At 72.2% G+C, this 23513-nt stretch carries 21 protein-coding genes; 6 read left to right on the forward strand and 15 right to left on the reverse strand.

Annotation, left to right across the window (positions count from 1 at the left end; all coding sequences use genetic code 11):
* Window positions 1-450: 450 nt before the first annotated feature.
* Window positions 451-1302: a hypothetical protein gene (locus O7542_RS26120; protein ID WP_281605348.1), complete on the forward strand. Its 852-nt coding sequence runs from the start codon at window positions 451-453 to the stop codon at window positions 1300-1302.
* A gap of 2 nt (window positions 1303-1304) precedes the next feature.
* Here O7542_RS26120 and O7542_RS26125 read toward each other — a convergent pair whose 3' ends face one another.
* Window positions 1305-2297, reverse strand: coding sequence for a D-alanine--D-alanine ligase (locus O7542_RS26125; protein ID WP_043327686.1), 993 nt, complete (start codon window positions 2295-2297; stop codon window positions 1305-1307).
* Between the two features lie 7 nt (window positions 2298-2304).
* Window positions 2305-3618 carry a PLP-dependent aminotransferase family protein gene (locus O7542_RS26130; RefSeq protein ID WP_064448053.1) on the reverse strand — a complete coding sequence of 438 codons (1314 nt, stop codon included), beginning with the start codon at window positions 3616-3618 and terminating at the stop codon, window positions 2305-2307.
* A 282-nt stretch (window positions 3619-3900) separates the two neighbouring features.
* Here O7542_RS26130 and O7542_RS26135 point away from each other — a divergent pair, with 282 nt between their 5' ends.
* Window positions 3901-4566, forward strand: a complete 666-nt coding sequence (locus tag O7542_RS26135) for a hypothetical protein (RefSeq protein ID WP_043327687.1) — start codon at window positions 3901-3903, stop codon at window positions 4564-4566.
* Between the two features lie 7 nt (window positions 4567-4573).
* Here the strand turns inward: O7542_RS26135 and O7542_RS26140 are convergent, their stop codons facing one another.
* The 7 genes from O7542_RS26140 to murJ all read right to left on the reverse strand — a co-directional run bounded on the left by O7542_RS26140 (window position 4574) and on the right by murJ (window position 12856).
* Window positions 4574-5734 (reverse strand): N-acetylmuramoyl-L-alanine amidase, encoded by a 1161-nt coding sequence (locus O7542_RS26140; protein WP_043327688.1) that lies wholly within the window; start codon window positions 5732-5734, stop codon window positions 4574-4576.
* 165 nt (window positions 5735-5899) lie between these two features.
* Window positions 5900-6223, reverse strand: a complete 324-nt coding sequence (gene trxA, locus O7542_RS26145; RefSeq protein ID WP_030499495.1) for a thioredoxin — start codon at window positions 6221-6223, stop codon at window positions 5900-5902.
* A gap of 38 nt (window positions 6224-6261) precedes the next feature.
* A complete protein-coding gene (gene trxB / locus O7542_RS26150; protein WP_064448138.1) occupies window positions 6262-7215 on the reverse strand; it encodes a thioredoxin-disulfide reductase in 954 nt (317 codons plus the stop codon).
* Between the two features lie 176 nt (window positions 7216-7391).
* On the reverse strand, window positions 7392-8339 hold the full coding sequence (locus O7542_RS26155) for a hypothetical protein (protein WP_281605349.1): 948 nt from the start codon (window positions 8337-8339) through the stop codon (window positions 7392-7394).
* Window positions 8336-9040, reverse strand: coding sequence for an RNA polymerase sigma factor SigM (gene sigM / locus O7542_RS26160; RefSeq protein WP_274477050.1), 705 nt, complete (start codon window positions 9038-9040; stop codon window positions 8336-8338). The genes O7542_RS26155 and sigM overlap by 4 nt, the downstream gene beginning before the upstream one ends.
* A 43-nt stretch (window positions 9041-9083) precedes the next feature.
* The gene (locus O7542_RS26165; RefSeq protein ID WP_043327691.1) at window positions 9084-10697 is read right to left on the reverse strand and encodes a protein kinase family protein; all 1614 of its coding nucleotides are present in this window, start codon (window positions 10695-10697) and stop codon (window positions 9084-9086) included.
* Between the two features lie 410 nt (window positions 10698-11107).
* Complete coding sequence (gene murJ, locus O7542_RS26170; RefSeq protein ID WP_064448057.1) at window positions 11108-12856, reverse strand: murein biosynthesis integral membrane protein MurJ; 1749 nt, start codon at window positions 12854-12856, stop codon at window positions 11108-11110.
* Between the two features lie 132 nt (window positions 12857-12988).
* Between murJ and O7542_RS26175 the strand changes: the two genes are divergently transcribed.
* Together O7542_RS26175 and O7542_RS26180 are read left to right on the forward strand one after the other, a co-directional pair.
* The gene (locus O7542_RS26175; protein ID WP_043327693.1) at window positions 12989-14449 is read left to right on the forward strand and encodes a CCA tRNA nucleotidyltransferase; all 1461 of its coding nucleotides are present in this window, start codon (window positions 12989-12991) and stop codon (window positions 14447-14449) included.
* A gap of 184 nt (window positions 14450-14633) precedes the next feature.
* Window positions 14634-16673: a S8 family serine peptidase gene (locus O7542_RS26180; protein WP_043327694.1), complete on the forward strand. Its 2040-nt coding sequence runs from the start codon at window positions 14634-14636 to the stop codon at window positions 16671-16673.
* A 64-nt stretch (window positions 16674-16737) separates the two neighbouring features.
* Here the strand turns inward: O7542_RS26180 and O7542_RS26185 are convergent, their stop codons facing one another.
* Genes O7542_RS26185 through O7542_RS26200 form a run of 4 tightly spaced genes read right to left on the reverse strand, consistent with a single transcriptional unit; the run spans window position 16738 to window position 20463 of the window.
* Complete coding sequence (locus O7542_RS26185) at window positions 16738-18246, reverse strand: flotillin family protein (protein WP_043327695.1); 1509 nt, start codon at window positions 18244-18246, stop codon at window positions 16738-16740.
* Between the two features lie 21 nt (window positions 18247-18267).
* Window positions 18268-18810: an NfeD family protein gene (locus O7542_RS26190; RefSeq protein ID WP_124778911.1), complete on the reverse strand. Its 543-nt coding sequence runs from the start codon at window positions 18808-18810 to the stop codon at window positions 18268-18270.
* Window positions 18811-18841: 31 nt separating this feature from the next.
* Window positions 18842-19942 carry a hypothetical protein gene (locus tag O7542_RS26195; protein ID WP_281605350.1) on the reverse strand — a complete coding sequence of 367 codons (1101 nt, stop codon included), beginning with the start codon at window positions 19940-19942 and terminating at the stop codon, window positions 18842-18844.
* Window positions 19939-20463: a SigE family RNA polymerase sigma factor gene (locus O7542_RS26200; protein ID WP_030499484.1), complete on the reverse strand. Its 525-nt coding sequence runs from the start codon at window positions 20461-20463 to the stop codon at window positions 19939-19941. The genes O7542_RS26195 and O7542_RS26200 overlap by 4 nt, the downstream gene beginning before the upstream one ends.
* Before the next feature lie 53 nt (window positions 20464-20516).
* Between O7542_RS26200 and O7542_RS26205 the strand changes: the two genes are divergently transcribed.
* Complete coding sequence (locus O7542_RS26205; protein ID WP_043327698.1) at window positions 20517-20996, forward strand: methylated-DNA--[protein]-cysteine S-methyltransferase; 480 nt, start codon at window positions 20517-20519, stop codon at window positions 20994-20996.
* 65 nt (window positions 20997-21061) lie between these two features.
* Here O7542_RS26205 and O7542_RS26210 read toward each other — a convergent pair whose 3' ends face one another.
* Both O7542_RS26210 and O7542_RS26215 read right to left on the reverse strand, forming a co-directional pair.
* Complete coding sequence (locus tag O7542_RS26210; RefSeq protein WP_030499482.1) at window positions 21062-22141, reverse strand: inositol-3-phosphate synthase; 1080 nt, start codon at window positions 22139-22141, stop codon at window positions 21062-21064.
* Window positions 22142-22164: 23 nt separating this feature from the next.
* Window positions 22165-22803, reverse strand: a complete 639-nt coding sequence (locus O7542_RS26215; protein WP_030499481.1) for a PadR family transcriptional regulator — start codon at window positions 22801-22803, stop codon at window positions 22165-22167.
* Window positions 22804-22977: 174 nt separating this feature from the next.
* Here O7542_RS26215 and O7542_RS26220 point away from each other — a divergent pair, with 174 nt between their 5' ends.
* On the forward strand, window positions 22978-23424 hold the full coding sequence (locus O7542_RS26220) for a DUF5318 domain-containing protein (protein WP_030499480.1): 447 nt from the start codon (window positions 22978-22980) through the stop codon (window positions 23422-23424).
* The last annotated feature ends 89 nt before the right edge of the window (window positions 23425-23513 follow it).

The raw sequence follows: 23513 nt of genomic DNA on the forward strand, positions 1-23513 counted from the left end.
TCGCAGACCGGTTGGTCGACTCGGCGGGCGGACCGGGTCGAGAGTCACCGTGGATCAGCCGGCCATCGAGAACCCCGGCCCAGCGAACCCCCGCGCCGGGCTGACGTGGGACCCAGCCTCCGGCGTACCGAGGACCGGCGTGGAACCACGGACGATCCGACCGCCGTCGTTTCACGTGAAACCGACCGCAAGAAGCCCTTCCCGAACCCGGTACGGATCGCGCGCCCGATCGTTGGAAGAACGGATCCACACGCCCTCCAGTTATCCACAGCAGTTGTCCACAGGCTCGTCTCGTTTCACGTGAAACGAAGCGCGGAAACCCTTGCTGAGCAGTGGATGACGCACCGTACTGGTGATCTCGGCACCCTGTGGACAACGTGGTGGACAACCTGTGCGCGGCCAGTGGAACGGGTAGGGACAGGCGTCGCCAACTCGGTTAGGGTCAGCGTCGTGCCGGACACCCCTCCCTCAGTTCCAGACTTCACCCAGTGGCCGTCCTTTCCCTTCGAGGGCGATCTCCGCGTCAAGCAGCTCGACGAGCCCGTACCGTTCGAACCTCCCCGCCGTGGCGAGGCGGACCGGGAGTGCACCGCCTGCAATGCGCCCGACGAGGCGTACATCTGGGTCGGTGAGCGGTGGCGGGTCCGTGCCATGGACCGGCCCACCGGTCTGCCGATGGTCCTGATCCTGGAGTCCCGGTCCCACCTGGATCTGGGCGACCTGCCGAATCTGCTCGCCGCCGAGCTGGGCGTGATGACCGTGCGCCTGGAGCGGGCCGTCCGGTCGCTCGACGGCGTGGCCCGGGTCCACGTGAATCGTTGGGGCGACGGTTCCGCGCACCTGCACCTGTGGTTCCTGGCCCGGCCGTACGGGCGGCTGCAACTGCGCGGCACGTTCCTGTCGCTGTGGGACTCGATCCTGCCCCCCATCTCCGAGGACAAGTGGCGGGAGAATCTGGCCCTGGTGGCTGCGTGGCTCGCCGAGTTCGGTGGCCGGCCGCTCGCCGAGCCGCCGCGCATCCAGTGGCAGGCCCCGTCGAGCTTTGCCCCGGCCTCGGCCGCGGACGCCGCTGAGGAGCCCGAGGACGAGCCCGCATCAGTGATCGAGGCTGCGGACGAGATCCCGGAGTCCGAGGCGGCAGGGGGCGTCTCAGACCCCTCCGCGGGCCCGTCGGTCGACGACCCGGAGGACGGATCCGAGGCGGCCGAGGAGCAGGAGACCGGGGACGCCCCGACTGCTGGCGAGGCCGAGGACATGGTCGACGACGGCCAGCCGCGGGCGGGGCGTACCCGGGAGGGCTGACCTCAGCGGCGGGCGGCGGCCCGGGTCACGAGCGTGCCGAGCACCCGGCCGAAGTCCAGCCCGGCCGCCTGGATCGCCAGCGGCAGCAGCGACGTCTCGGTCATGCCCGGGGAGACGTTCACTTCCAGCACGTGCGGGTCACCGCCGGCGTCGACGATCAGGTCGACCCGGGACACGTCGCGCAGGCCGAGCGCGGTGTGCGCGGCGAGCGCCACCTCGGTCACCCGGGCTGTCGTCGCGGCGTCGAGCCGGGCGGGCGCGTGCCAGGTGGTACGGCCGGCGGTGTAGCGGGCCGCGTAGTCGTAGACGCCGTTGCGCGGCACGATCTCGACCGGGGGCAGGGCCTGCGGGCCCTTGCCGAGGTCGAGCACGGAGACCGCCACGTCCATTCCGGGCACGTAGCGCTCCACGAGTGCGGTCTGGTCGTACGCGAAACAACCCACCATGGCGGCCGGCAGCGACGCCGCCTCCCGGACCACGGCGGCGCCCAGTCCGGAGCCGCCCTGCGCCGGTTTGACCATCAGCGGCAGCCCGAGCCGGTCGACGATCCGGTCCAGGACGGCGACCGCGCCCAGCTCGGAGAAACGGTCGTGCGGCAACGCCACCCAGTCGGGCGTCGGGATGCCCGCCTCGCGCAGCACCGCCTTCGCCGACGGCTTGTCCCAGGCGAGCCGGGAGGACCGGGCGTCGCAGCCGACGTAGGGCACGTCCCAGAGGTCGAGCACGCCGCGCAGCGAGCCGTCCTCGCCGGTGGCGCCGTGCAGGGCGATCACCACCGCGTCCGGCGGGTCGGCGGTCAGCGCGGGCAGCAACGCCACGTCGGCGTCGCGCAGTTCCGCCTGCACGCCGACCGCGCGCAGCGCGTCGAGCACCCGGCGGCCCGACCGCAGCGAGACGTCCCGCTCGTAGGAGAGACCGCCGGCGAGTACGAGCACGTGCAGCTCGTCGACGGCGGATCCGGTCACGGGAGGCGGTGCGGCAGGGCTGTCGGACATGCGGGCATCATGCCAAGTCGGGACCGGGCGCGTCCGAGCCGCCCTGGCGTCGGCGGGGTCCGGCACCGCCGACCGCGCCGAAGACCTTCCGCATCGCGATCTCCTGCTCCATCACCCCGGCCAGCCGGCGGACACCCTCGCGGATCCGCTCCGGCGTCGGGAAGGAGAAGTTCAGCCGCATGTTCCCGGCGCCGGTGCCGTCGGCGTAGAAGCCGGTTCCCGGCACGTACGCGACGCGGGCGGCCACTGCCCGCGGCATCATCGCCTTGGAGTCGAGCCCGTCGGGCAGCGTCGCCCAGACGAACAGGCCGCCCTGCGGCCTGGTCCAGGTGGTGCCCTCCGGCATCAGGTCGGCCATCGCGTCGAGCAGCGCGTCCCGGCGCTCGCGGTAGATCTCGCGGTAGACCTTGAGCTGCTGCCGCCAGGGCATGGTGCCGAGGTACGTGGAGACGGCCGACTGGGCGTAGGCGCTCGGGCAGAGGATCTGCGCCTCACTGGCGATGACCAGCTTGTCGCGGACCGCGTGCGGGGCCAGGATCCAGCCCACCCGCAGGCCCGGCGCGAACGTCTTGGAGAACGTGCTCAGGTAGAAGACTCCCTCGCGCCGCCGGGCCCGCAGCGGCCGGGGCGCCTCGCCCTCAAAGCCGAGCTGACCGTACGGGTCGTCCTCCACCACGAGCAGCCCGGCGCGCTCACAGATGTCGAGCACCCGTTCGCGCCGCTCCTCGCTCAGCGTCACGCCGGCGGGGTTCTGGTAGGTGGGGATGGTGTAGAGGAACTTCACCCGGCGGCCGGCCCGGGCCAGGTCGGCGATGGCCACCTCCAGCGCCTCCGGGATGAGCCCTTCGTCGTCCATCGGCACGTGGGCCACCTGGGCCTGGGCGGCCTGGAACACCCCGAGCGCGCCGACGTACGTCGGCCCCTCGGCGAGCACCACGTCACCCGGGTCCAGGAAGAGCCGGGCCACCAGGTCGAGGGCCTGCTGGCCGCCGACGGTGACGACCACGTCCTCCGGGGAGGCGCCGCACGAGGCGTCGATCCCGGAGAGGGACATCACCTCGCAGATCCGCTCGCGCAGCTCCGGGGCGCCCTGGCCGACGCCGTACTGGAGGGTGGTGGCGCCGTGCTCGGAGCCGAGCCGGCCGAGCATCTCGCCGACCGCGTCGAGCGGCAGCGCCGCGATGTAGGGTGCCCCACCGGCGAGCGAGACGACCTCCGGCCGGTTGGCCACCGCGAAGAGCGCCCGGATCTCCGAGGCGGTCATCCCGCGGACGCGCCGGGCGTACCTGTCGGTGTAGTCGTCGAGCGTCGTGCCGGTCATGACATCACCTCGATCGGGTGTCGGCGGGGCTGCCGCCCGGTGTGGTACCCGCGATGCCGACATCCATTGGCGGCGAGGGCCGGTTGGTCGATCGTAGTCCCCGGTGACGGTAGCGGCACCGGCCGTGTGGACACGTCCACATCCCGGACCCGCCACTCGGCCGTCCGGGCGGGGGTTCACGCGTTCCCTCCCGTACCGCCGGACAGGGGCGTACGATCGCTCGTCGGGAGCAGGAGGGCGCGGGAGGAACCGGCGCTCCGAGCCTATTGGTGGGGTGCGCTCATGTCGCGACGTCTGGTCAGCCTGACCCTGGACACGCTGGAGGACCTGCCTCGATCGTGCCGGCGCTGCGTCTACTGGGAGCTGGATCCGGTCTCCGCGGAGCGGGCCTGCGCAGCAGGTGACCCGGGCCTGGAGAAGGAGGCGTGGGTCTCCCAGACGCTGCTGGAGTGGGGTTCCTGCGGCAAGCTCGTCTACGTCGACGGGATGCCGGCCGGCTTCGTCATGTACGCGCCGCCGGCGTACGTCCCGCGCTCGATGGCGTTTCCCACCTCGCCGGTCTCGGCGGACGCGGCGCTGCTGATGACGGCGCACGTGGTGCCCGCCTTCGCCGACGGCGGCCTGGGCCGGATGCTGGTCCAGGGCGTGGCCCGCGACCTGACCAAGCGCGGCATCAAGGCGATCGAGGCGTTCGGGGACGCCAAGTTCGGCGACGACGCGGACGACCCGGCCCGCGCCTGCGTGGCGCCCGCCGACTTCTTCCTCTCGGTGGGCTTCAAGACGGTCCGGCCGCACCCGCGCTACCCGCGCCTGCGGTTGGAGTTGCGGACGGCGCTGAGCTGGAAGTCGGACGTCGAGTACGCGCTGGAGAAGCTGCTCGGCTCGATGAGCCCGGAGACGCTGCTGCGGCCGGTCCGCCCGGCGCCGGCCACCCGCTCGACCAGCTGAGCGGGGGTCAGTCGACGACGGTGCCGGCGGCGAGTGCCGCCCGCAGTTCGGTCACGTCGATCGAGCCGGTCGGCACGTCGCGTTCGATCGGCAGGTACATCCGCTGCACCGCGGCGACGATGGCCTCGGCCACCCGGTCCCGGAACCGGGGGTCGACCAGCCGGGCCCGGTCGTCCGGCGAGGTCAGGTAGCCGACCTCGACGCGTACCGCGGGCATCCGGGTGAGCCGGAGCAGCTCCCACGCCTTGGCGTGGGTACGGCAGTCACGCAGCCCGGTGCGGGCCACGATCTCCCGCTGCACCAGCCCGGCCAGACGTTCGCCGGTCGCCGACGTGACGCCGTTGTCGGTGCCGTAGTGGTAGGTGGCGACCCCCTCGGCGGCCGGGTTGGCGTGGTGGTCGGTGTGCAGCGAGATGAACACGTCGGCGCCGAGGGAATTGGCGAGCTGGGCCCGGTCCGCGTCGGGCAGGCAACTCGCGGGCGCGGGGCCCCGGGTCAGCTGCACCCGTACGCCGGCCGCGGCGAGCCGCCCCTCCAGCCGGCTGGCGAGGTCGTGCACGAGGTCCGCCTCGGTCCAGTGCAGCGGGCCGTCGGGCACCACCACGCCCGGGTCGGTGCCTCCGTGCCCCGGGTCGATCACCACGGTCCGCCCGACCAGCTCCGGCCCGGCCTGCCGGATGGCGTCGGACTCGCGCAGCCACTGCGGGCGTCCGCCGACCACCTTGCGGCCGAGGCGGCGCAGCGCGTTGACGGTGTGCGGCCCGCACGACCCGTCCGGTTTCAGCCCCATCTCCCGCTGGAACTGGGCCACCGCGCGGGAGGTGCGGATGCCGTAGATGGCGTCGGCGCGCCCCACGTCGTACCCCATCTCCAGGAGGCGTTCCTGGAGCGAGCGGACGTCCTCGCCGGTGATCGGCTCGGGTACGGCGTGGAAGAGCGCGCGGGCGCCGAACCGCCAGCGGGCCGCGTCCAGCGCCCGCCAGGTCTCGGCGCCGACGCGCCCGTCGACGCTGAGGCCGCGGGACTGCTGGAACGCCCGGACCGCGCGTTCGGTCTCGGCGTCGTAGTCGTCGCCTCCGCCCTCGGCGGGAAGAAGCTCCAGGCCGACGAGGACGGTACGGATCTCGGCCACCGCCGGTCCCTGGTCACCGGGTCGGATCGGATGCACGACGACCCCCTATGCACGGACGTTGGCAGGACCGGAACTCCGACGAGATGCTTACGGAGCGTACCGTGACCGGTACCCGGCGGGTTCGTGTTCATGCAGGTCAGGAAAGCCGGAACCCCCGTCACCCGGGCGGGGTGACGGGGGTTCCGGCGCTGCCGGTACGGCTCAGAGCGCCGACTCGATGAGCTTGAGCAACTCGCCCTTCGGCTTGGCGCCGGCGATCGACTGCACGGGCTGGCCGTTCTTGAAGATCGTCAGCGTCGGCACCGACATGACCCGGTAGGCGCGCGCCGTCTCCGGGTTCTCGTCGATGTTGAGCTTGACGATGGTGACCTGGTCCTTCATCTCGCCGGCGATCTCCTCCAGCAGCGGCGAGACCTTGCGGCACGGGCCGCACCACTCCGCCCAGAAGTCCACCAGGACCGGCTTGTCGGACTGCAGCACGTCGCTGACGAAACTCGCGTCAGTGACCGCCTTGGTTGCTCCCACTATGAACTCTCCTCCTCCGAACCTTGCTCGTCGAACTCTCAGCCCTGGATGGTGGCGATGAAGCGCTCGGCGTCCAGCGCGGCGGCACAGCCGGTGCCGGCCGCCGTGATGGCCTGCCGGTAGGTGTGGTCGACCACGTCACCGGCCGCGAACACGCCCGGCACGCTGGTACGGGTGCTCGGCGCTTCGACCTTCACGTACCCCTCGTCGTCGAGCTCCACCTGGCCGCGGAACAGCTCACTGCGCGGGTCGTGCCCGATCGCCACGAACACGCCCGTGACGTCGAGCACCTTGCTCTCGCCGGTGTGCACGTTGCGCACCCGTACGCCGTTGACCTTGCCGTCGTCGCCGAGGATCTCCTCGACCACGGTGTTCCACTCGACCTTGATCTTCTCGTTGCTCAGCGCCCGGTCCGCCATGATCTTGCTGGCGCGGAACGAGTCGCGGCGGTGGAGGATCGTCACCGACTCGGCGAACCGGGTGAGGAAGCTGGCCTCCTCCATCGCCGAGTCGCCGCCGCCGACCACCACGATGTGCTGGTTGCGGAAGAAGAAGCCGTCACAGGTGGCGCAGGACGACACCCCGTGGCCGAGGTATTCCTGCTCGCCCGGCACGCCGAGCGGCCGCCAGGCGGAGCCGGTGGAGAGGATGACGGCGCGGGCGCGGTACGCGGTCTCGCCCACCCACACGGTGCTGACCGCGTCGGAGCCGATCTCGCCGGTGTCCTTCAGCTCGACCCGGGTCACGTCGTCGGTGAGGAACTCGGCGCCGAAACGCTCGGCCTGCTTGCGCATGTTGTCCATCAGCTCGGGCCCGAGGATGCCGTCGGCGAAGCCGGGGAAGTTCTCCACCTCGGTGGTGGTCATCAGCGCGCCACCCGACTGCACGCCCTCGATCACCAGCGGCTTCAGGTTGGCGCGTGCGGCGTAGACCGCAGCCGTGTAGCCGGCCGGACCGGAGCCGATGATGATCAGGTTGCGGACCTCGTCCACTGCCGTCTCCCGATGTGTGTGTTCGTCACCGGCCGCACCGATGTCGATCCCGAGTGCCGACGGCTCAGCGGCGCCGGCGCCTGACTTGCAGAACGTCATCGTACGAAGCGGGGATTCCCGAGCCGGTCATCCGGTGGGTCAGGTCACGTGGCGGGACACGCGTGATGACCGCGTTTTCACCCTACCCGCGTACGGAAGCGCGTGTCCGCGCCGGACCCGGGCACGCCGCACTCCGGCCCGCTCGCCCAGCCCCAGCGGGCGCCGGTCGCGTCGGCGAACGTCACCACGAGCGCCGGAGCGCCCTGGTACCGGGCGTAGTCGATCATGTCGATGGTGAGCGGGGTGGCGCCGTGCTCCGTGCCGATCGCGGTGAGGCACGCGCCGAGCGTTTCCGGCCGGGTCAGCCGGTCCAGCCCGGCGAACCCCCCGGCGCGGTACTTGTCGCTGTACAGCGGCGTCTCCGGGCCGTTCTCCCGCGCCGCGCCGGACGGAGCGGCCATGTCCTGCGGCGTCGACTTCGCCCCGGTGGGCACGCGGGCGGCGGCGAGGCGTTCCGGGGTCCAGTCGGTGCCGCTGCGCAGCGCCGGTCCGGTGGTCCGGTACGGCGCGGCGGCCATCGGCGCCGCCTCCCCGGCCGCCCGGTCGGCCGTACCGCCGTCGCCCGGGTCGGCCAGCCGGCCGACACCGAGCCCCACCGCCGCGACCGAGGCCGCGGCCAGGGCCACCGGCCCGGCGATCCGGGCCCAGCGCCGGGGACGACGACCGGGGCCGCTGTGCCGTTCGGGACGCGACGCGGCGCCGGGCGGGCGGGCCGCGCCGCCGGCCTGAGCCGGTACGACGGGCGTACCGTCGCGCAGCGCGCCCGGTCCGGCCCCGGCGAGCGCCGCCGTGATCCGGTCGGTCACCGCCACCGGCATCTCCGGCGTGGGCGCCGCCGCCCAGCCGGCCAGGTCGGCGTGCACCAGGTCGACCGCCTCGGCGAGCGTCTCGTACGCGACCCGCCATGCCGGGTCCTGCTCGACCAGCCGGGCCACTGTCGCCTGCTCGGGGGTGCCGTCCAGCGCCCCGCCGAGGTAGTCGGCGAGCAGGTCGTGGTCGACCTCGCTGAACTCCCGGGAAGTCACGGCTCCTCCTGGCTGACGGCCTGACGGGACGCTCCCGACGAGGATCCGACGCCCTCGGGGCCCCGCCGGTTCCCGGAGGTGACCCGCGGCACGTCGGCCGTAGGGGAGTCGGAACCGGTCCGCAGGTGCCCGAGCAGGACGGCGAGCCTCGCCCGGCCCCGGGCGCACCGGCTCTTCACGGTCCCCTCGGCGACGCCGAGCATCAGGGCCACCTCGGCGACCGGATAGCCCTGCACGTCCACCAGGACCAGCGCGGCCCGCTGTTCGGCCGGTAGCGCCGCGAGAGCCTGCCGGACCACGAGCGCGGTGTCGTGGTCGTGTGCCGGTGCGGCCGGTTCCCGCCCGCCGGTGTGCCGGCCCGGTTCGCCGTCGGTGTGCGTCCCGTCCGGCAGCGGGACGGTGGCGTGGGTCTGCCGCCGCCGGATCCGGTCCAGGCAGGCGTTCACCACGATCCGGTGCATCCAGGTGGTGACCGCCGAGTCGCCCCGGAACCGGGCGGCGGCGCGGTGGGCGGAGAGCATGGCGTCCTGGAGGGCGTCCGCCGCCTCCTCGCGGTCGCCGATCGTACGCAGGGCGACCGCCCAGAGCCGGTCGCGGTGCCGCTGGAACAGTTCGGTGAAGGCGTCCCGGTCGCCCGCCACGTGGGCCCGGAGCAGGTCCAGGTCGGAGCGGCCGGGCTGCGGGTCGTCGCGTTCCGCCATCACCACGTCCGGCGGAGGTGGCGCGGCGGGCGCGGCCGACGGGTCACGAGCCCTGGACCGTGATCTCCTGGACGCCGAGCTTCCAGGTGCTGCCGTTGTCCTTCACCGGCAGCTTGGTGATCCAGAAGAGGAGGTACTGGTACTTCTGGTCCGGCTGGAAGGCGTCGAAGATCATCTTCGTGCCGCCGTTCTCGTTCGCCGGCCCGACCACCGTGGAGTAGGCGTTCACCAGCTGCTTGTCGCCGGCGGAGGTGGACGGGAAGTCGCCGCGGGCACCGGTACGCAGCTCGACGGTGGCGCCGGTGGCCGACAGCGTCGCCTCCAGCTGCTTGACCGAGTGCGGGGCACCCAGGTCGATCCAGACGCCCATGCCCTTCTTGAGGCCGCCGAACTTGGCGTTCGTCCGGTAGGTGTTGGTCTCCCAGCCCTCGTCGTCGTCGCCGTCGATGACCTTCTCGGCGTTGCGCACCTCCGCGCGATCGCCGTCCGGGTCGATGATCCGTACGTCCTGGATGGTGAGCTTGCGGACCTGCGCTGCGGGCTCGTCGCCACCGCCGGCGCTGGCCGGCGCGCTGTTCGACGGCTGGGCGACCGGCTCCTTGTCGCCGTCGTCGCCACCGCCGAGCGCGTTGATGCCGATGAGCAGCCCGACCAGGGCGACAGCCAGCATGCCGGCGATGCCGATGGCGACCTTGCGCCCGCCGGCCGCGGCCAGCGGCGAGGGCTCCTCGCCGGGCTCGGCGGTGAAACGCAGCGGCCCGGCCTGCTCCAGGAACTGCTCGTCGGCCGGGATGTCGAGCCGGCTCAGCTCGGCGGCCAGCACGTCCGACGCCGGCGGGTCGATCTCCCGGTCGAGCAGGTCCATGGTCAGGTCGTCGAGGTACGCCGGCACGCCGGCACGCACCTGCCGGGGCGCGGCGATGGCGCCGGTGGCGTCGCGGACCGCGTCCGGCAGGGCGGCGCGGCCGTGCCCGGCGGTGGCGCCGTGCAGCGGGGCCTCGCCGTGCGGCCAGTGCCCGGTCAGGGCGAAGTAGAGCACCCCACCGACCGCGCGCAGGTCGTTCTGCTGGCTGTCCGCCCCGTCGGTACGCGCGTCGGCGAGCACCACCCGGCCGTCGTCGCTGATCATCACCGTGCCGGGGTGCAGGTTGCCGTGCACCATGCCGGTGGCGTGTACGGCGGCGAGGGCGCTCGCGACGGCGTTGCCGATCGCGGTGGCCCGAGCCGGGTCGAGCGGCCCGTCGGCGGCGACCATCTCGCGCAGCGACTGCCCGTCCACCCACTCGCGGACCACGTAGGCGCGGTCGTCCTCGTCGATCGCGTCGTAGACGCCGACCAGGTTGGGGTGGATGACGCGGCTCGCGGCGACCGCGGCCTGAAGCATCTCGGTGGCGGAGTCGCCACCCGGGTAGCGGAGGACCACCGCGACGGGACGGCGGAGCACCACGTCGACACCGCGCCAGACCAACCGGCCCGCGCTGTCGTTGTTGATGTGCTCGACCAGTTCGTACCGCTCGGCGAGCAGCTCACCGACCGTGGGAGCACCGAAGGTCACGACCGCAGGAGAGGTCTCCTCCGCTTCCTGACCCTCGCCGACCTGGGTCACCCGTCCTCCCTCGGTGATCGCGTCGATCGATGGACCCGTGCTGCTGGGCATGTGGCTTCCCGCTCTGCCTTCGGTGGAACGGCCGCGGTCTCGACGCCCGCGTCGATCCCGGTCGTACCCGTCGAGAGCGACCTTACCCGGGATGCCCGGTTCTCCGACATGTCATCTTCCCGCTGTGACCGGCCGGAAGGCCAGTCGCCACGGGCTCCCGGCCGGGTCGCCCGCCCACCCGGCGGGCGAGCCGGACACGCACCGCCAATCTAGAGGTTGACGGCAACGAGGTGGCACAGGGGCGTACCGGTGCGGCGACGGGGAGGTTTTCCCCTTCCCGGCCTGCGCTCCCTCGTCCGTACGGTTGGTTGTCCACAGGCCGAGAGGCCCAGTGGACGGGGGAATTCCAAGTTATCCACAGCCGTATCCCCAGCCTGGTGATCCTCGTTCACCGTCGGTCACCGAGGGGGTCAACGCCCGAGGCGCCGCCGGACCATCCCGACCACCTCGGTGATCTCGCCGATCCGCAGCACCATGGCGAGCCCGAGGTAGGTGGCGCCGATCGCCGCCCCGCCGATCACCAACTGGACCGCCGCGGCGAGCCAGCTCAGGCTCGCCGGGTCGCCCGGCAGCACCGCGACCACGAGCAGGCCGACGACCGCCGCGCCGAGGGCCGCCACGACCACCCGGCCGAGCGTGCGCATGATCCCGCCCAGCCCGATCCGGCCCACCCGGGGCCGCAGCAGCATCGCCGAGATGATCGCCGCCGCCAGGTACGACACGGCGTTGCCGAGCATCATCCCGGCCGCCGCGAACGTGTTCGAGAAGATCAGGAACAGACCGACCTGGAGCAGGACGCGCAGCGCCACCACCGGAATGTTGACCAGAGCCGGGGTACGGGTGTCCGGCAGCGCGTAGAACGCGAAGGTGAAGAGCTGGCTGACCGCGAACGGCACCAGGCCGAGCGCCGCCACCAGCAGCACCGTCGACGTGGCCACCGCGTTGTCGCCGGTGAACGCGCCGTACCGGAACACCACCACCGAGATCGGGGCGGCCAGCACCGCGTAGCAGACCGCGATGGGCGCGAGCACCGCGGTGACCATCCGGGTGCCCCGGGACAGGTCGGCGGTGACGTCGTGGAACCGGTTCTCGGCGGCGGCCGCGCTCATCCGCGGCATCAGCGCGGTGATGATCGAGACGGCGATGATGCCGTGCGCCATCATCAGCAGCAGGAAGACGTTGTTGTAGATCAGCAGGCCGGCGTTCTGGCCGTCCCCGCCGGTGGCCCGGTTGAGCAGGTTGACCACCACGAAGAGGCCGAGCTGGTTGACCGCGACGTAGCAGAACATCCAGGCGCCGAGCCGGGCCAGCTCGCGCAGCCCCAACTCGCGGAAGTCGAACCGTGCCTTCCACCGGAAGCCGACCTTGCGCAGCGCGGGCAGCAGGCCGATCGCCTGCACCGCGACGCCCAGCAGCGTGCCGCCGCCGACCAGCAGGATCCGGTCCCAGCCCACCTCGCCGGGCGGCAGCGCCTTCGCGCTGTAGACGACGATGTACAGGCCGAACGTGCCGATGGACACGATGTTGTTGAGGATCGGCGCCCACATCGGGGCGGCGAAGTGCCCCCGGGTGTTCAGCACCGCGGCGATCAACGCGCTGATGCCGGTGAAGAACAGCATCGGCAGCATCAGGTACGACAGCCGGGTGACCAGCGTGGTGTACGCCGGGTCGTCGCTGCCGGCCGCGTACACGGCGGTGAGCACCGGGGCCAGCACCACGGCGATCAGCGCGGTCGCGGCCAGGGCCAGCACCGCGAGGGTCAGCAGGCGCTGCGCGTACGCCTCGCCCCGGTCCGCGTCGATCTTGCGGCGGCGGACCAGCACCGGCACCAGGACGCTGGTCAGCACGCCGCCGAGCAGGAACTCGTAGACCTGGTTGGGCAGGAACTGGGCGGTGGTGAACGCGTCACCGACCATGGTGCCGAGCGCGGCGCCGATCATCAGGTTGCGGATGAAGCCCGTACCCCGACTGACCAGGCTGCCGATGGCCATCACCGCGCTGTTCGCCGCGGCGCTGGTCTCGGCCACCACCTCCTGCGGGGGCGCGACGGCCTCGACGCCCGGCTGGTTCAGCGGCTCGGCGGAGATGAAGGTGGCGCCGTCGTCCGGCGGCAGGCCGCCGCCGTGCGCGTTCGCGCTGCGGTAGAGCCCGCCGCTCATCTGCCAGCCTCCAAGGGGTACGTCGCAACCGGGTCCGGCCGGCCCCGCCCAACCGGAACCTTAGTCAACCTCCGCCCGTTACCCGCGCCCGGCGCGGTCGATCCACCCTCGGCCCGATAGGCTGGCGATCCCATGTCCGAAGCCTCCGCCTCCCACGCCGCCGACCGCCGCGAGCTGACCGCCGCGCAGCGCAACGCCGTCGCCGAACTGCTCCGAGTCTCACCGGTCGCCGACGAGCTGGGCCGGCGCTTCGCCCAGGCCGGTCACGAACTGCACCTGGTGGGCGGATCCGTCCGCGACGCGCTGCTCGGCCGGCTCGGCAACGACCTCGACTTCTGCACCGACGCCCACCCCGACGAGACGGTCAAGGTCATCCGTGGCTGGGCGGAGTCGATCTGGGAGACCGGGCGTGAGTTCGGCACCATCGCCTGCCAGCGCGACGGCCTCAACCTGGAGATCACCACCTTCCGGGCCGAGGTCTACGACCAGGTCAGCCGTAACCCGGTGGTGCAGTACGGCACCAGCCTGGTCGAAGACCTGAAGCGCCGCGACTTCACCGTCAACGCGATGGCGGTCAGCCTGCCCGACCACCGGTTCACCGACCCGTACGGCGGGCTGGCCGACCTGGCCGCCAAGATCATCCGTACCCCCGGCACGCCGCAGGAGTCGTTCCGCGACGACCCCCTGCGGATGCTGCGCGCGGCCCGGTTCGCCGCCCAGCTCCGCTTCGCCGTCCACCCGGACGTCCGCGCCGCGATGACCGAGATGGCCGGCGACCTGGACCGGATCACCGCGGAACGGATCCGGGACGAGTTCACCAAGCTGCTCTGCGGCGCCGACCCGATCACCGGGCTGCGGCTGCTCGTCGACACCGGCCTGGCCGAGCGCTTCCTGCCCGAGCTGACCGGCCTGAAGCTCACCATCGACGAGCACGCCCAGCACAAGGACGTCTACGAGCACACGCTCACAGTGGTCAGCAACGCCATGTCACTGGAGTCCGACGGCTGCGACTTCGTGCTGCGGATGGCCGCGCTGATGCACGACGTCGGCAAGCCGGCCACCAAGGCGGTCGGCGCGGACGGCCGGGTCAGCTTCCACCACCACGAGGTGGTCGGGGCCCGGCTGACCAAGGCCCGGATGAAGGCGATGCGCTACTCCAAGGAGATCACCTCCCAGGTGGTCAAGCTGGTCGGCCTGCACCTGCGCTTCTACGGGTACGGCCGGGGCGAGTGGACCGACTCGGCGGTGCGCCGGTACGTCACCGACGCCGGCGACCTGCTGTCCCGCCTGCACAAGCTGACCCGTTCCGACTGCACCACCCGCAACCGGCGCAAGGCCGCGCAGCTCGCGGCCGACTACGACGCGCTGGAGGAGCGGATCGCCCGGATCGCCGCCGAGGAGGACCTGGCCCGGGTGCGGCCCGACCTGGACGGCAACGCGATCATGGAGTTGCTCGGCGTGCCGCCGGGACCGGTGGTCGGCCGTGCCTGGCAGCACCTCAAGGAGCTGCGCCTGGAGCGCGGGCCGCTGGACCGCGACGAGGCCGAGGCGGCGCTGCTGCGCTGGGCCCGCGACGAGGGCATCATCGGCTGACCTCCCCGCGCGGGGAAGCTCCACGACGATACGGCGGCGTGTCGACCGAAAGGTTGACGTGCATCGGTCGATGTCTCGCGCATGATGATGGTCATCATCAGCCACCCGGATCGACGGGTACGGCTGTCCTGATCACATCCGCCCGTCCCGAAGGGACGGCCGCTGGACACGGGGAGAGCATTCAGTGTCACGTCATGGCGCGCTGCGCCGCTCCGCGCTGGTGGGGCTTGCCCTCACCTCCGCGACCTCCATCATCTGCGCCGCCACCGGCGGCGCCGCCTCGGCCGACCCGGCCGGCCCGAAGCGTGCCCCGGTCCGGGGCGCCGACACCGCCGCGGCGGTACCCGGCCGCTACATCGTCGTCCTCAAGGACGGCAAGGCCGGTCCCGCCAAGGTGAAGTCCACCGCGTCGGCCCTCGCCGGCGAGCACGGCGGCTCCGTACGTCGGGTGTTCGGCAAGGCGCTGTCCGGCTACTCCGCCAGCATGGACCGCCGGCAGGCGGAGCGCCTCGCCGCGGACCCGGCCGTCGCCTACGTGCAGCAGGTCCAGCGCTACCAGGCCACCGGCACCCAGACCACCCCGCCGTGGGGGCTGGACCGGATCGACCAGTCGCGGACGAAGACCGACGGCCGGTACACCTACCCGGCGACCGGCGCCGGAGTGACCGCCTACGTCATCGACACCGGCATCGACATCGACCACGAGGACTTCGGCGGCCGGGCCCGCAACGGCTACGACGCGGTGGAGTCCGACGACGTGGCGCAGGACTGCGACGGCCACGGCACGCACGTGGCCGGCACGATCGGCGGCACGAAGTACGGGGTCGCCAAGGACGTCGCGCTCGTCGCCGTACGGGTGCTCGACTGCGACGGCGGCGGCAGCAGCGAACAGGTGCTCGCCGGCATCGACTGGGTCACCTCGCACGCCACCGGGCCGTCGGTGGCCAACATGAGCCTCGGCTTCGGGGGCATCGACCAGGCGGTGAACGACGCGGTCGCCCGCTCCATCGCCTCCGGCATCACCTACGCCGTCGCGGCCGGCAACAGCATGCAGGACGCCTGCGGCGAGTCACCGGCGCGGGTGCCGGCGGCCATCACCGTCGGCGCCACCGACCAGATCGACTTCCGGGCCTGGTTCTCCAACTACGGCACCTGCCTGGACACCTTCGCGCCGGGCACCGGCATCGTCTCGGCCAAGGCCGGCACCGCCACCGGCACGGAGACGATGAACGGCACGTCGATGGCCTCCCCGCACGTGGCGGGCGCCGCGGCGCTGGTGCTGGAGGCACACCCGGGCTGGACCCCGCAGCAGGTGCGCGACTCGGTCGTGGGCACGAGCGTCAGCGGCGCGGTGCACGACATCATGGGCTCGCCCGACCGGCTGCTGCACGTCGGCGACGCGGTGGTGGCGCGCGAGTCGTACGGCCTCAAGGCCCGCGGCAACGGCCTGTACGTGACGGCGGAGAGCGGCGGCAACCGGCCGCTGATCGCGCGCGGCACCGAGGTCGGCGCCTGGGAGCGGTACGACGTGGTGGACGCCGGCAACGGCTACTACGGCCTGCGTGCCGTCACGAACAACCTGTTCGTCACCGCCGAGAGCGGCGGCAACCGGCCGCTGATCGCCCGGTCCGCCGCGATCGGCGACTGGGAGAAGTTCCAGATCGTCACGAACACCGACGGCTCGGTCAGTCTGAAGGCCGTCACAAACGGCAAGTACGTCACCGCCTCGAACACCACCAACCCGCTGATCGCCAGCAAGACCACCATCGGCGCGGCGGAGAAGTTCGACTTCGACGCGGCGCCCCCGGTGGTCGGCATCAAGGCGGTGGCAAACGGCAACTACGTGACCACCGAGAGCGGCGGCACCCGGCCCCTGATCGCCCGGGCCGCGACCGTCGGGGCCTGGGAGCGGTACGAGGTCGTCAGCGTGGGCGACGGGTTCTTCGCCCTGCGCGCGCTGGCGAACAACCAGTTCGTCACGGCGGACGCCGGCGGCAACCGGGCGCTGATCGCGAAGGCCACCGTGATCGACGCCTGGGAGGTCTTCGACTTCCTCGACTACAACACCGACGGCTCGGTCTACCTGCGGGCGAACGCCAACGGCAAGGCGGTCACCGCCGGCGCGACCGGGGGCAGCCAGCTCATCGCCAGCCGCGTCATCGACTGGAACAGCGAGACCCTGGGCCTGAGCACCGGCGAGAAGTTCGTCTTCGCCGCGCTCTGACCCGCCACACCGAAACGGCGCCCGCCGGCTCCCCGAGGGGAGACCCGGCGGGCGCCGTCGTTCGTCACGCGTCGACGGTGCTGCCGTCCACAGTGCTCTTGCCGTTGTTCTGCGCGCTGCTGCCCAGCCGCGCCAGCAGCCCGGCCAGGTCGATGCCGGTGAGGTCGCTGCCCAGCTGGAGACCCTGGGCGACGTTCCCGGCCACCGACTTGGTCAGCGACGACGCGCCGTCGGTGGAGATCACCGTCATCTTGTCGATCGCGCCGATCGGGGCGCTGGCCGCGCCGACCACCTCGGGCAGCACCTTGACCAGCAGGTCCAGGACGGCCGCCTCGCCGTACGCGGCGAACGCCTCGGCCTTGCGGGCCATCGCGTCGGCCTCGGCCTGACCCTTGGCGAGGATGGCCGCCGCCTCGGCCTGGCCCTCCCGCTCGACCGCCTCGGCGATCGCGGAACGCCGGCGCTGCTCCGCCTCGCCCTCCTTGGCGCCCTCGATCGCGTTCGCCTCGGCCAGCGCGGCCCGGCGGGCCCGCTCGCCCTCACCGGTGAGGCGGGCCTGCTCGGCGGCGGCCTGCGCGGCGGCGATGGTCGCCTGCCGCTGCGCGTCGGCGTTGAGCACCGCCGCGTTGCGGTTCGCCTCGGCCTCCTGCTCCACCTTGTACCGGGCCGCGTCGGCCGGCTTGCGCACCTCGGTGTCGAGCTGGCGCTGCTTCAGCTCGGCGTTGCGCTCGGCCACCTTCTGCTGCTCGGAGAGGATCGCCTGGTCCCGCTCGGCCTGGGCGAGCGGCCCGGCCGCCGCCGACTTCGCCTTGGCCGCGTCGATCTCGGCCTGGATGCCGGCCTGCTTGAGCGCCAGGTTCCGGTTCGCCTCGGCGATCGCCTCCTCGGCGAGCAGCCGCTCCTGCTCGGCCTGCTGGCGGGCCCGCGCCTCGGCGATGGCCGCGTCCTTGAGCACCCGGGCCGCCTCCGGCCGGCCCAGGTCCTGCAGGTAGGAGCCCTCGGCCAGGATGTCCTGGAGCTGGAACGTGTCCAGCACCAGGCCCTGGTTGGTCATCGAGTGCTCGGCCTCCTCGGCGACCGCGCTGGCGAACGCCGCCCGGTCCCGGATGATCTCCTCGACGGTGAGCCGCCCGACGATCGAGCGGAGCGCACCGGCCAGCACCTCGCGGGTGAAGTTGTCGATCTCCTCCTGCTGGTTCAGGAAACGCTGGGCGGCGGCGCGGATCGCGTCCTCGGTGCCGCCGACCTTGACGATCGCGACGCCGTGCAGCTCGGTGCGGATGCCCTGCTTGCTCACCGCGCCGCGGATGCTGACGTCGATCCGGCGGCTGGACAGGTCGAGCGACTGGAGCTTCTGCACCACCGGCAGGACGAACACCGAGGCGCCGAGCACGACCTTCTGCCCGGACATGTCGGTGGAGCGGGCTCCGTCGGCGGTCTGGGTGGTGCGGCCCTTGCGGCCGGTGACGATGAACGCCTGGTTCGGCCCGGCCACCTTGATCCGGGACAACACGAAGAGTACGAGGACGACGGCGAGGAGGACCGCGCCGCCGATGGCGACGAGCAGGGGCATGGGCATTCCCGTCTGTTGGTGTCAGTAGGTCTCGACGTGCACGCTGGTCTCGCTCAGTGCTTCGACCACGAAGATCCGGGTGCCGACCGGGATCGGCCCGTCGGCGCGGGCGTTGAGCTTCACCGGCTGGCCGGCGAGGCGTACCCGCACCTCGCCGTAGCCGCCGCTGGGGATCGGCGTCACCACCAGGCCGATCGCGCCGGCCAGGTGGTCGCGGGTGGGGGTGGCGTCGGTGCGCATGTTGCGGGCCGCGCGACTGAGCCGGGCCGCCAGCCAGCCGGTGGGCACGGCGGCGAGCGCGCCGCCGGCCACCGCCGCCGCGATCATCCCGGGGGTACGCCCGCCGAGCAGCTCGTTGACGATCGCGGCGCCGAAGCCGAACGCGCCGGTGAACCCGGCGACCGCCTCCAGCGACACCGGCCCGTCGACGTCCGGCTGGCCGAGGTGGAGCACTCCCGAGCCGAGCAGGGCGAGCGTCAGCACGCCCACACCAACCCCGCCGATGATCAGGAAGATGAGCGTCCCGGTGGCCATGACCTGCACGGTATCGACGCCGTGCAACATCCACTACGTCCAGCAGAGGTTCAGCGCCGGGTCAGCGCGGCGCGATCGTCACCTCGGCGAGGGCGAGGTCCTCCGGCAGCGGCTGACGCACGAGTTCGCGGCCGGTGGTGTCGGCGAGCACGAAGTCCCGCGACCCGTACGGCAGCCGGTAGAGCAGGCGGTCGTCGCCGACCCAGACGACGTCGGCCACCGGTAGCGGGTTCACCACCCGGCCGGTCGCCGCCTCCACGAGCAGGGGCTCCTTCTGCCCCTGCACCACCACCAGCCGCCCGTCCGGTGACCAAGCCCACGGCCCGGCCGGGTCGCCCGGCAGCGGCTCGAACCGGGTGGGCCGGCCGCTGTCGGCGGCGAAGAACTGCACGCCCCGGCGGGGGTGCCGGATCGCCTCGGACCGAGGCCCGTTCGGGTCGGTCTGCTGGAGCAGCACCTCCCGTCCGTCGCGGGACCAGAGGAAGAAGCACGAGTCGGTGCAGGGGTAGCGGGCGGTGTCGACGGCGTGGGACCGCGTGGTGCCGGCGGCGCTCAGCACGACGAAACCGGGGTGACCGACCCGGTTACTGGTGAACAGCAGGCTGCGGCCGTCCGGCGACCAGTTCGGCGAGCCCAGCGCGCGGCCCGGCTCGTACCAGCGGGTGGTGCCCCGGACCACGTCGACCAGGCCGACCTGCCGGGGCCGGTCGTCGTCCCAGACCGCCACCAGCGAGCCGGTGGGCGCGGGCAGGACGGCGTCGTAGCGGCCGTTGCCGAAGTACCGGCCGCGTCCCCGGTCGAGCAGGTACGACGGCCCGGCGGCGCCCGCCCTCGCCTGCGTGCCGGTGACCACCCAGTCGCCGGGCAGCAGCAGCGGCCCGTCCGCCCAGTCCGGTCCGGGCGCCGACCTGATGACAGGCGACGGGTCGACGGTGACCGGCGGCGCGGTCGGCGGCGGGGCGGGACGCGGCCGGAGCAGGACGAACGGCAGCGCCACTGCGAGCACGGCGACGAGCGCGGCAGCGGCAGTGCCCACCCGCCGTCGGCGGCGCAGCCTGCGGCCCCGGCCGAGCGCGCGCCACGCCAGGTCCGGCGCGGGCGCGGCGCCGTCGGCGAGATCGTGTACGGCCGTCCGCAGCGTCTCGTCCAGCGACGTGCTCATCGGGTCACCTCCGTCCGGTTCGTCAGCCCGTCCAGCCCCGGCACCAGCTTCCGGAGGCGGGCCAGCGCCTTGGTGCTCTGGCTGGCCACGGTGCCGGGGCGGCAGCCGAGCAGCGCGGCTGTCTGCTCGACGCTCAGGTCCTCCAGGTAGCGCAGGGTGAGCACGGCCCGCTGGCGCGGCGGCAGTGTCCGCAGCGCGTCCCGCACCAGCAGCCGCAGGTCGCTGTCGTCTCCGGCGGCCGGTCGCTCCGGCAGTTCGGCCACCGGCACCTCCGCGCGCCGCGCCCGCCGCCGCCAGCCGGAGACCTGGTCGTGGTAGAGGATCCGTTTCACGTACGGCTCCGCGTCGCCGTGGATCCGGGGCCACCGGACGTACGCCTTGGCCAGCGCGTTCTGCAGCAGATCCTCCGCCGCGTGCTGGCTGCCGGCCAGCGCGTAGGCGACCCGCAGCAGGGCCGCTCCCCGCTCGTTGACGAACGCGGTGAACTCCCCGTCGACCTCTGCCACCGTCCACCTCCGCATCTCCAGACGCCCGGGGCGGGGAAATCTTTGCCCGTCGCGCGACAATGGGTGGCATGCGCTGGACAGTGCTCGACTCACCGATCGGGGAGTTCTCCGTCGGCACCGACGACGACGCGGTGCGCGGCGCGCACTTCGGCCGGGTGGACGGGGCGGCCGACGAGCCCGGCGACGCGGTGGCGCGGCTGGCGGTGACGGAGCTGCGGGCGTACTTCGCCGGTGAGCTGACCGAGTTCACGGTGCCGGTGTCGGCCCCGCGCGGCTCGGAGTTCGAACGCGCGGTCTGGCGGGAGATGACAGGCATCCCGTACGGGGAGACGAAGACCTACGGCGAGGTGGCGAAGGCGGTCGGCGACCCGGGCGGCGCGCGGGCGGTCGGGGTGGCCTGCAACCGCAATCCGGTACCGGTGATCGTGCCCTGTCACCGGATCGTCGGCGCGGGCGGCAAGCTGGTCGGCTTCGGCGGCGGGCTGCCGCGCAAGGTGACGCTGCTGGAGCTGGAGGCGGCCGTGGCGCTGCGGCGCGCCTGGTCCTGACGTACCCGAAGAAGGAAGGCCGGGTCCGCGCGGACCCGGCCTTCCTTCTTCAGCGTTCCAGCGCGTCAGCGCTCGATCTCGCCGGCGATGAACGCCTCGACGGCGGCGTGCGCGTCGTGGTCGGCGTACTGCTCCGGCGGGGACTTCATGAAGTACGAGGAGGCGGAGAGGATCGGGCCACCGATCTTCCGGTCCAGCGCGATCTTCGCGGCGCGGACGGCGTCGATGATGACACCGGCCGAGTTCGGCGAGTCCCACACCTCGAGCTTCAGCTCCGCGTTGAGCGGGGTGTCGCCGAAGGAACGGCCCTCCAGGCGGATGTACGCCCACTTGCGGTCGTCCAGCCACGGCACGTGGTCGGACGGGCCGATGTGCACGTCGCTCTTCTGCATCTCGTGCGGGATCTGGGAGGTCACCGACTGGGTCTTCGAGATCTTCTTCGAGACCAGGCGGTTGCGCTCCAGCATGTTCATGAAGTCCATGTTGCCGCCGAAGTTGAGCTGGTACGTGCGCAGCAGTTCGACCCCGCGGTCCTCGAAGAGCTTCGCCAGGGCGCGGTGGACGATCGTGGCGCCGACCTGGCTCTTGATGTCGTCGCCGACGATCGGCAGGCCGGCGTCGGTGAACTTCTTCGCCCACTCCGGGTCGGAGGCGATGAAGACCGGCAGGGCGTTCACGAACGCGCAGCCGGCGTCGATCGCGGCCTGGGCGTAGAACTTGTCGGCCTCCTCGGAGCCCACCGGGAGGTAGGAGACGACCACGTCGACCTGCGCGTCGCGCAGCGCCTGCGCCACGTCGACCGGCTTGGCGTCCGACTCCTCGACGATCTCGCGGTAGTACTGGCCGAGACCGTCGAAGGTCGGGCCGCGCTGCACGGTGACGCCGGTCGGCGGCACGTCGCACAGCTTGATCGTGTTGTTCTCGCTGGCGACGATCGCCTCCGCGAGGTCCATGCCCACCTTCTTGGCGTCCACGTCGAACGCCGCGACGAACTTCACGTCGGATACGTGGTAGTCGCCGAAGGTGACGTGCATGAGACCCGGGACGCGGTCGTTCGGGTCGGCGTTCCGGTAGTACTCCACGCCCTGGACCAGGGACGAGGCGCAGTTACCCACACCGACGATGGCGACGCGGACGGAGCCCATAGCGTCTGCCTCCTTCTTCTTCATCACGGCCGCTCTGTCCTGGACGTTCCAGGCGTGGGCGGGCTGTCGTTGTCTCGTCGGCCGTCGGCCGTCCCGGTTCGCGGGTCGGCCGGGGCCCGGCCGGAGCGCTCGTTGGCGATGAGCTCCTCCAGCCAGCGGACTTCGCGCTCACAGGCGTCGAGCCCGTGGCGTTGCAGTTCCAGGGTGTACGCGTCGAGTCGCTCGGCTGCCCGGCCGAGCACGTCACGAAGACCTTCGCGACGTTCCTCGATCTTGCGACGACGACCTTCCAGGATCCGGAGCCGGGTGGCCTGGTCGGTCCGGGCGAAGAACGCGAAGTGCACCCCGAAGCCCGTGTCGTCGTACGTCTCGGGTCCAGCCTGCGCTATCAGCTGGGCGAAGCGTTCCTTGCCCTCCGCGGTAATGGTGTAGACCACCCGACCACGTCGGCTGGTCAGCGCGGGAACCTCCTCGGCGGTCGCGGGTGTCTCAGCGGCTTCGGTGATCCATCCCGCCGCCTGCAGCCGGCGCAGGGTCGGGTAGAGCGAGCCGTAGCTGATCGCCGCCCGGATGGCGCCGAGCTTGGCGGTCAGCTCCTTGCGCAGTTCGTAGCCGTGCATCGGCGCCTCCTGCAGGAGGCCGAGGATGGCGAGCTCGAGCACGGGCCATCCCTTCTTTCCCCCTGCGCGGAGCACTAACCACCGCGATGTATCGGACCGATACATCGCACGTTAGCGGACGCCGATGTACGGGGCAAACCCTGTCTTACGCGACGCGATCATCACGCATCGTGACCATGGTCGCCTGGGTTCGTCGGAGCGCGTACCCTTTGCCGCATGCGTACGCAGCGCCAGGTCGTCGACTACTCGCTCCAGAAGCGGGCGGTGCTGCGTGAACTGCTCGCCGGGCGGATCGGCACGTACGACGTCTGCGACGCCTCGCCGTACCTGAAGAACGCTGCGCGCTTCCACGGCGAGCCGACCGATCACCGCTGCCCGATCTGCCGCAGCGAGAACCTGATCCACGTCCACTACATTTACGGTGACGAACTCAAGCAGTCGGCCGGCCAGGCGCGTACCCGGGCCGAGTTGCCCGTCCTGGCCATGACGCTGCGTGAGTTCCAGGTGTTCGTGGTGGAGGTCTGCCCCGGCTGCGACTGGAACCATCTCGTCGAGCAGTTCCTGCTCGGCCGGGACGGTCTCGTGGGCGAGGCGGAGGGCGCGGAGGATTCCGTCGCGGCCAACGGCTCCACCCCTCGGCGAAGGCGAGAGGCGCAACGGTGAACGTGGCTGTCCCGATCTCTGCCGGCCCATTCCCCGGGTGGCGGAATCGACAGCCCTTAGACGTAATTAGTCCGAATAGATCGGATTTG

It is taken from the genome of Micromonospora sp. WMMC264, assembly GCF_027497275.1.
GTDB classification, from domain to species: Bacteria; Actinomycetota; Actinomycetes; order Mycobacteriales; family Micromonosporaceae; genus Micromonospora; species Micromonospora chalcea.

Bases quoted from the DNA above. Each gene is read 5' to 3' on its own strand.
- O7542_RS26165 (WP_043327691.1), bottom strand. From the start codon at position 10,697: ATGCCCAGCAGCACGGGTCCATCGATCGACGCGATCACCGAGGGAGGA.
- O7542_RS26175 (WP_043327693.1), top strand. From the start codon at position 12,989: ATGTCCGAAGCCTCCGCCTCCCACGCCGCCGACCGCCGCGAGCTGACC.
- O7542_RS26195 (WP_281605350.1), bottom strand. From the start codon at position 19,942: ATGAGCACGTCGCTGGACGAGACGCTGCGGACGGCCGTACACGATCTC.
- O7542_RS26210 (WP_030499482.1), bottom strand. From the start codon at position 22,141: ATGGGCTCCGTCCGCGTCGCCATCGTCGGTGTGGGTAACTGCGCCTCG.
- O7542_RS26130 (WP_064448053.1), bottom strand. From the start codon at position 3,618: ATGACCGGCACGACGCTCGACGACTACACCGACAGGTACGCCCGGCGC.
- O7542_RS26125 (WP_043327686.1), bottom strand. From the start codon at position 2,297: ATGTCCGACAGCCCTGCCGCACCGCCTCCCGTGACCGGATCCGCCGTC.
- murJ (WP_064448057.1), bottom strand. From the start codon at position 12,856: ATGAGCGGCGGGCTCTACCGCAGCGCGAACGCGCACGGCGGCGGCCTG.
- O7542_RS26135 (WP_043327687.1), top strand. From the start codon at position 3,901: ATGTCGCGACGTCTGGTCAGCCTGACCCTGGACACGCTGGAGGACCTG.
- O7542_RS26220 (WP_030499480.1), top strand. From the start codon at position 22,978: ATGCGTACGCAGCGCCAGGTCGTCGACTACTCGCTCCAGAAGCGGGCG.
- O7542_RS26190 (WP_124778911.1), bottom strand. From the start codon at position 18,810: ATGTTGCACGGCGTCGATACCGTGCAGGTCATGGCCACCGGGACGCTC.
- O7542_RS26205 (WP_043327698.1), top strand. From the start codon at position 20,517: ATGCGCTGGACAGTGCTCGACTCACCGATCGGGGAGTTCTCCGTCGGC.
- O7542_RS26200 (WP_030499484.1), bottom strand. From the start codon at position 20,463: ATGCGGAGGTGGACGGTGGCAGAGGTCGACGGGGAGTTCACCGCGTTC.
- O7542_RS26185 (WP_043327695.1), bottom strand. From the start codon at position 18,246: ATGCCCCTGCTCGTCGCCATCGGCGGCGCGGTCCTCCTCGCCGTCGTC.
- sigM (WP_274477050.1), bottom strand. From the start codon at position 9,040: ATGGCGGAACGCGACGACCCGCAGCCCGGCCGCTCCGACCTGGACCTG.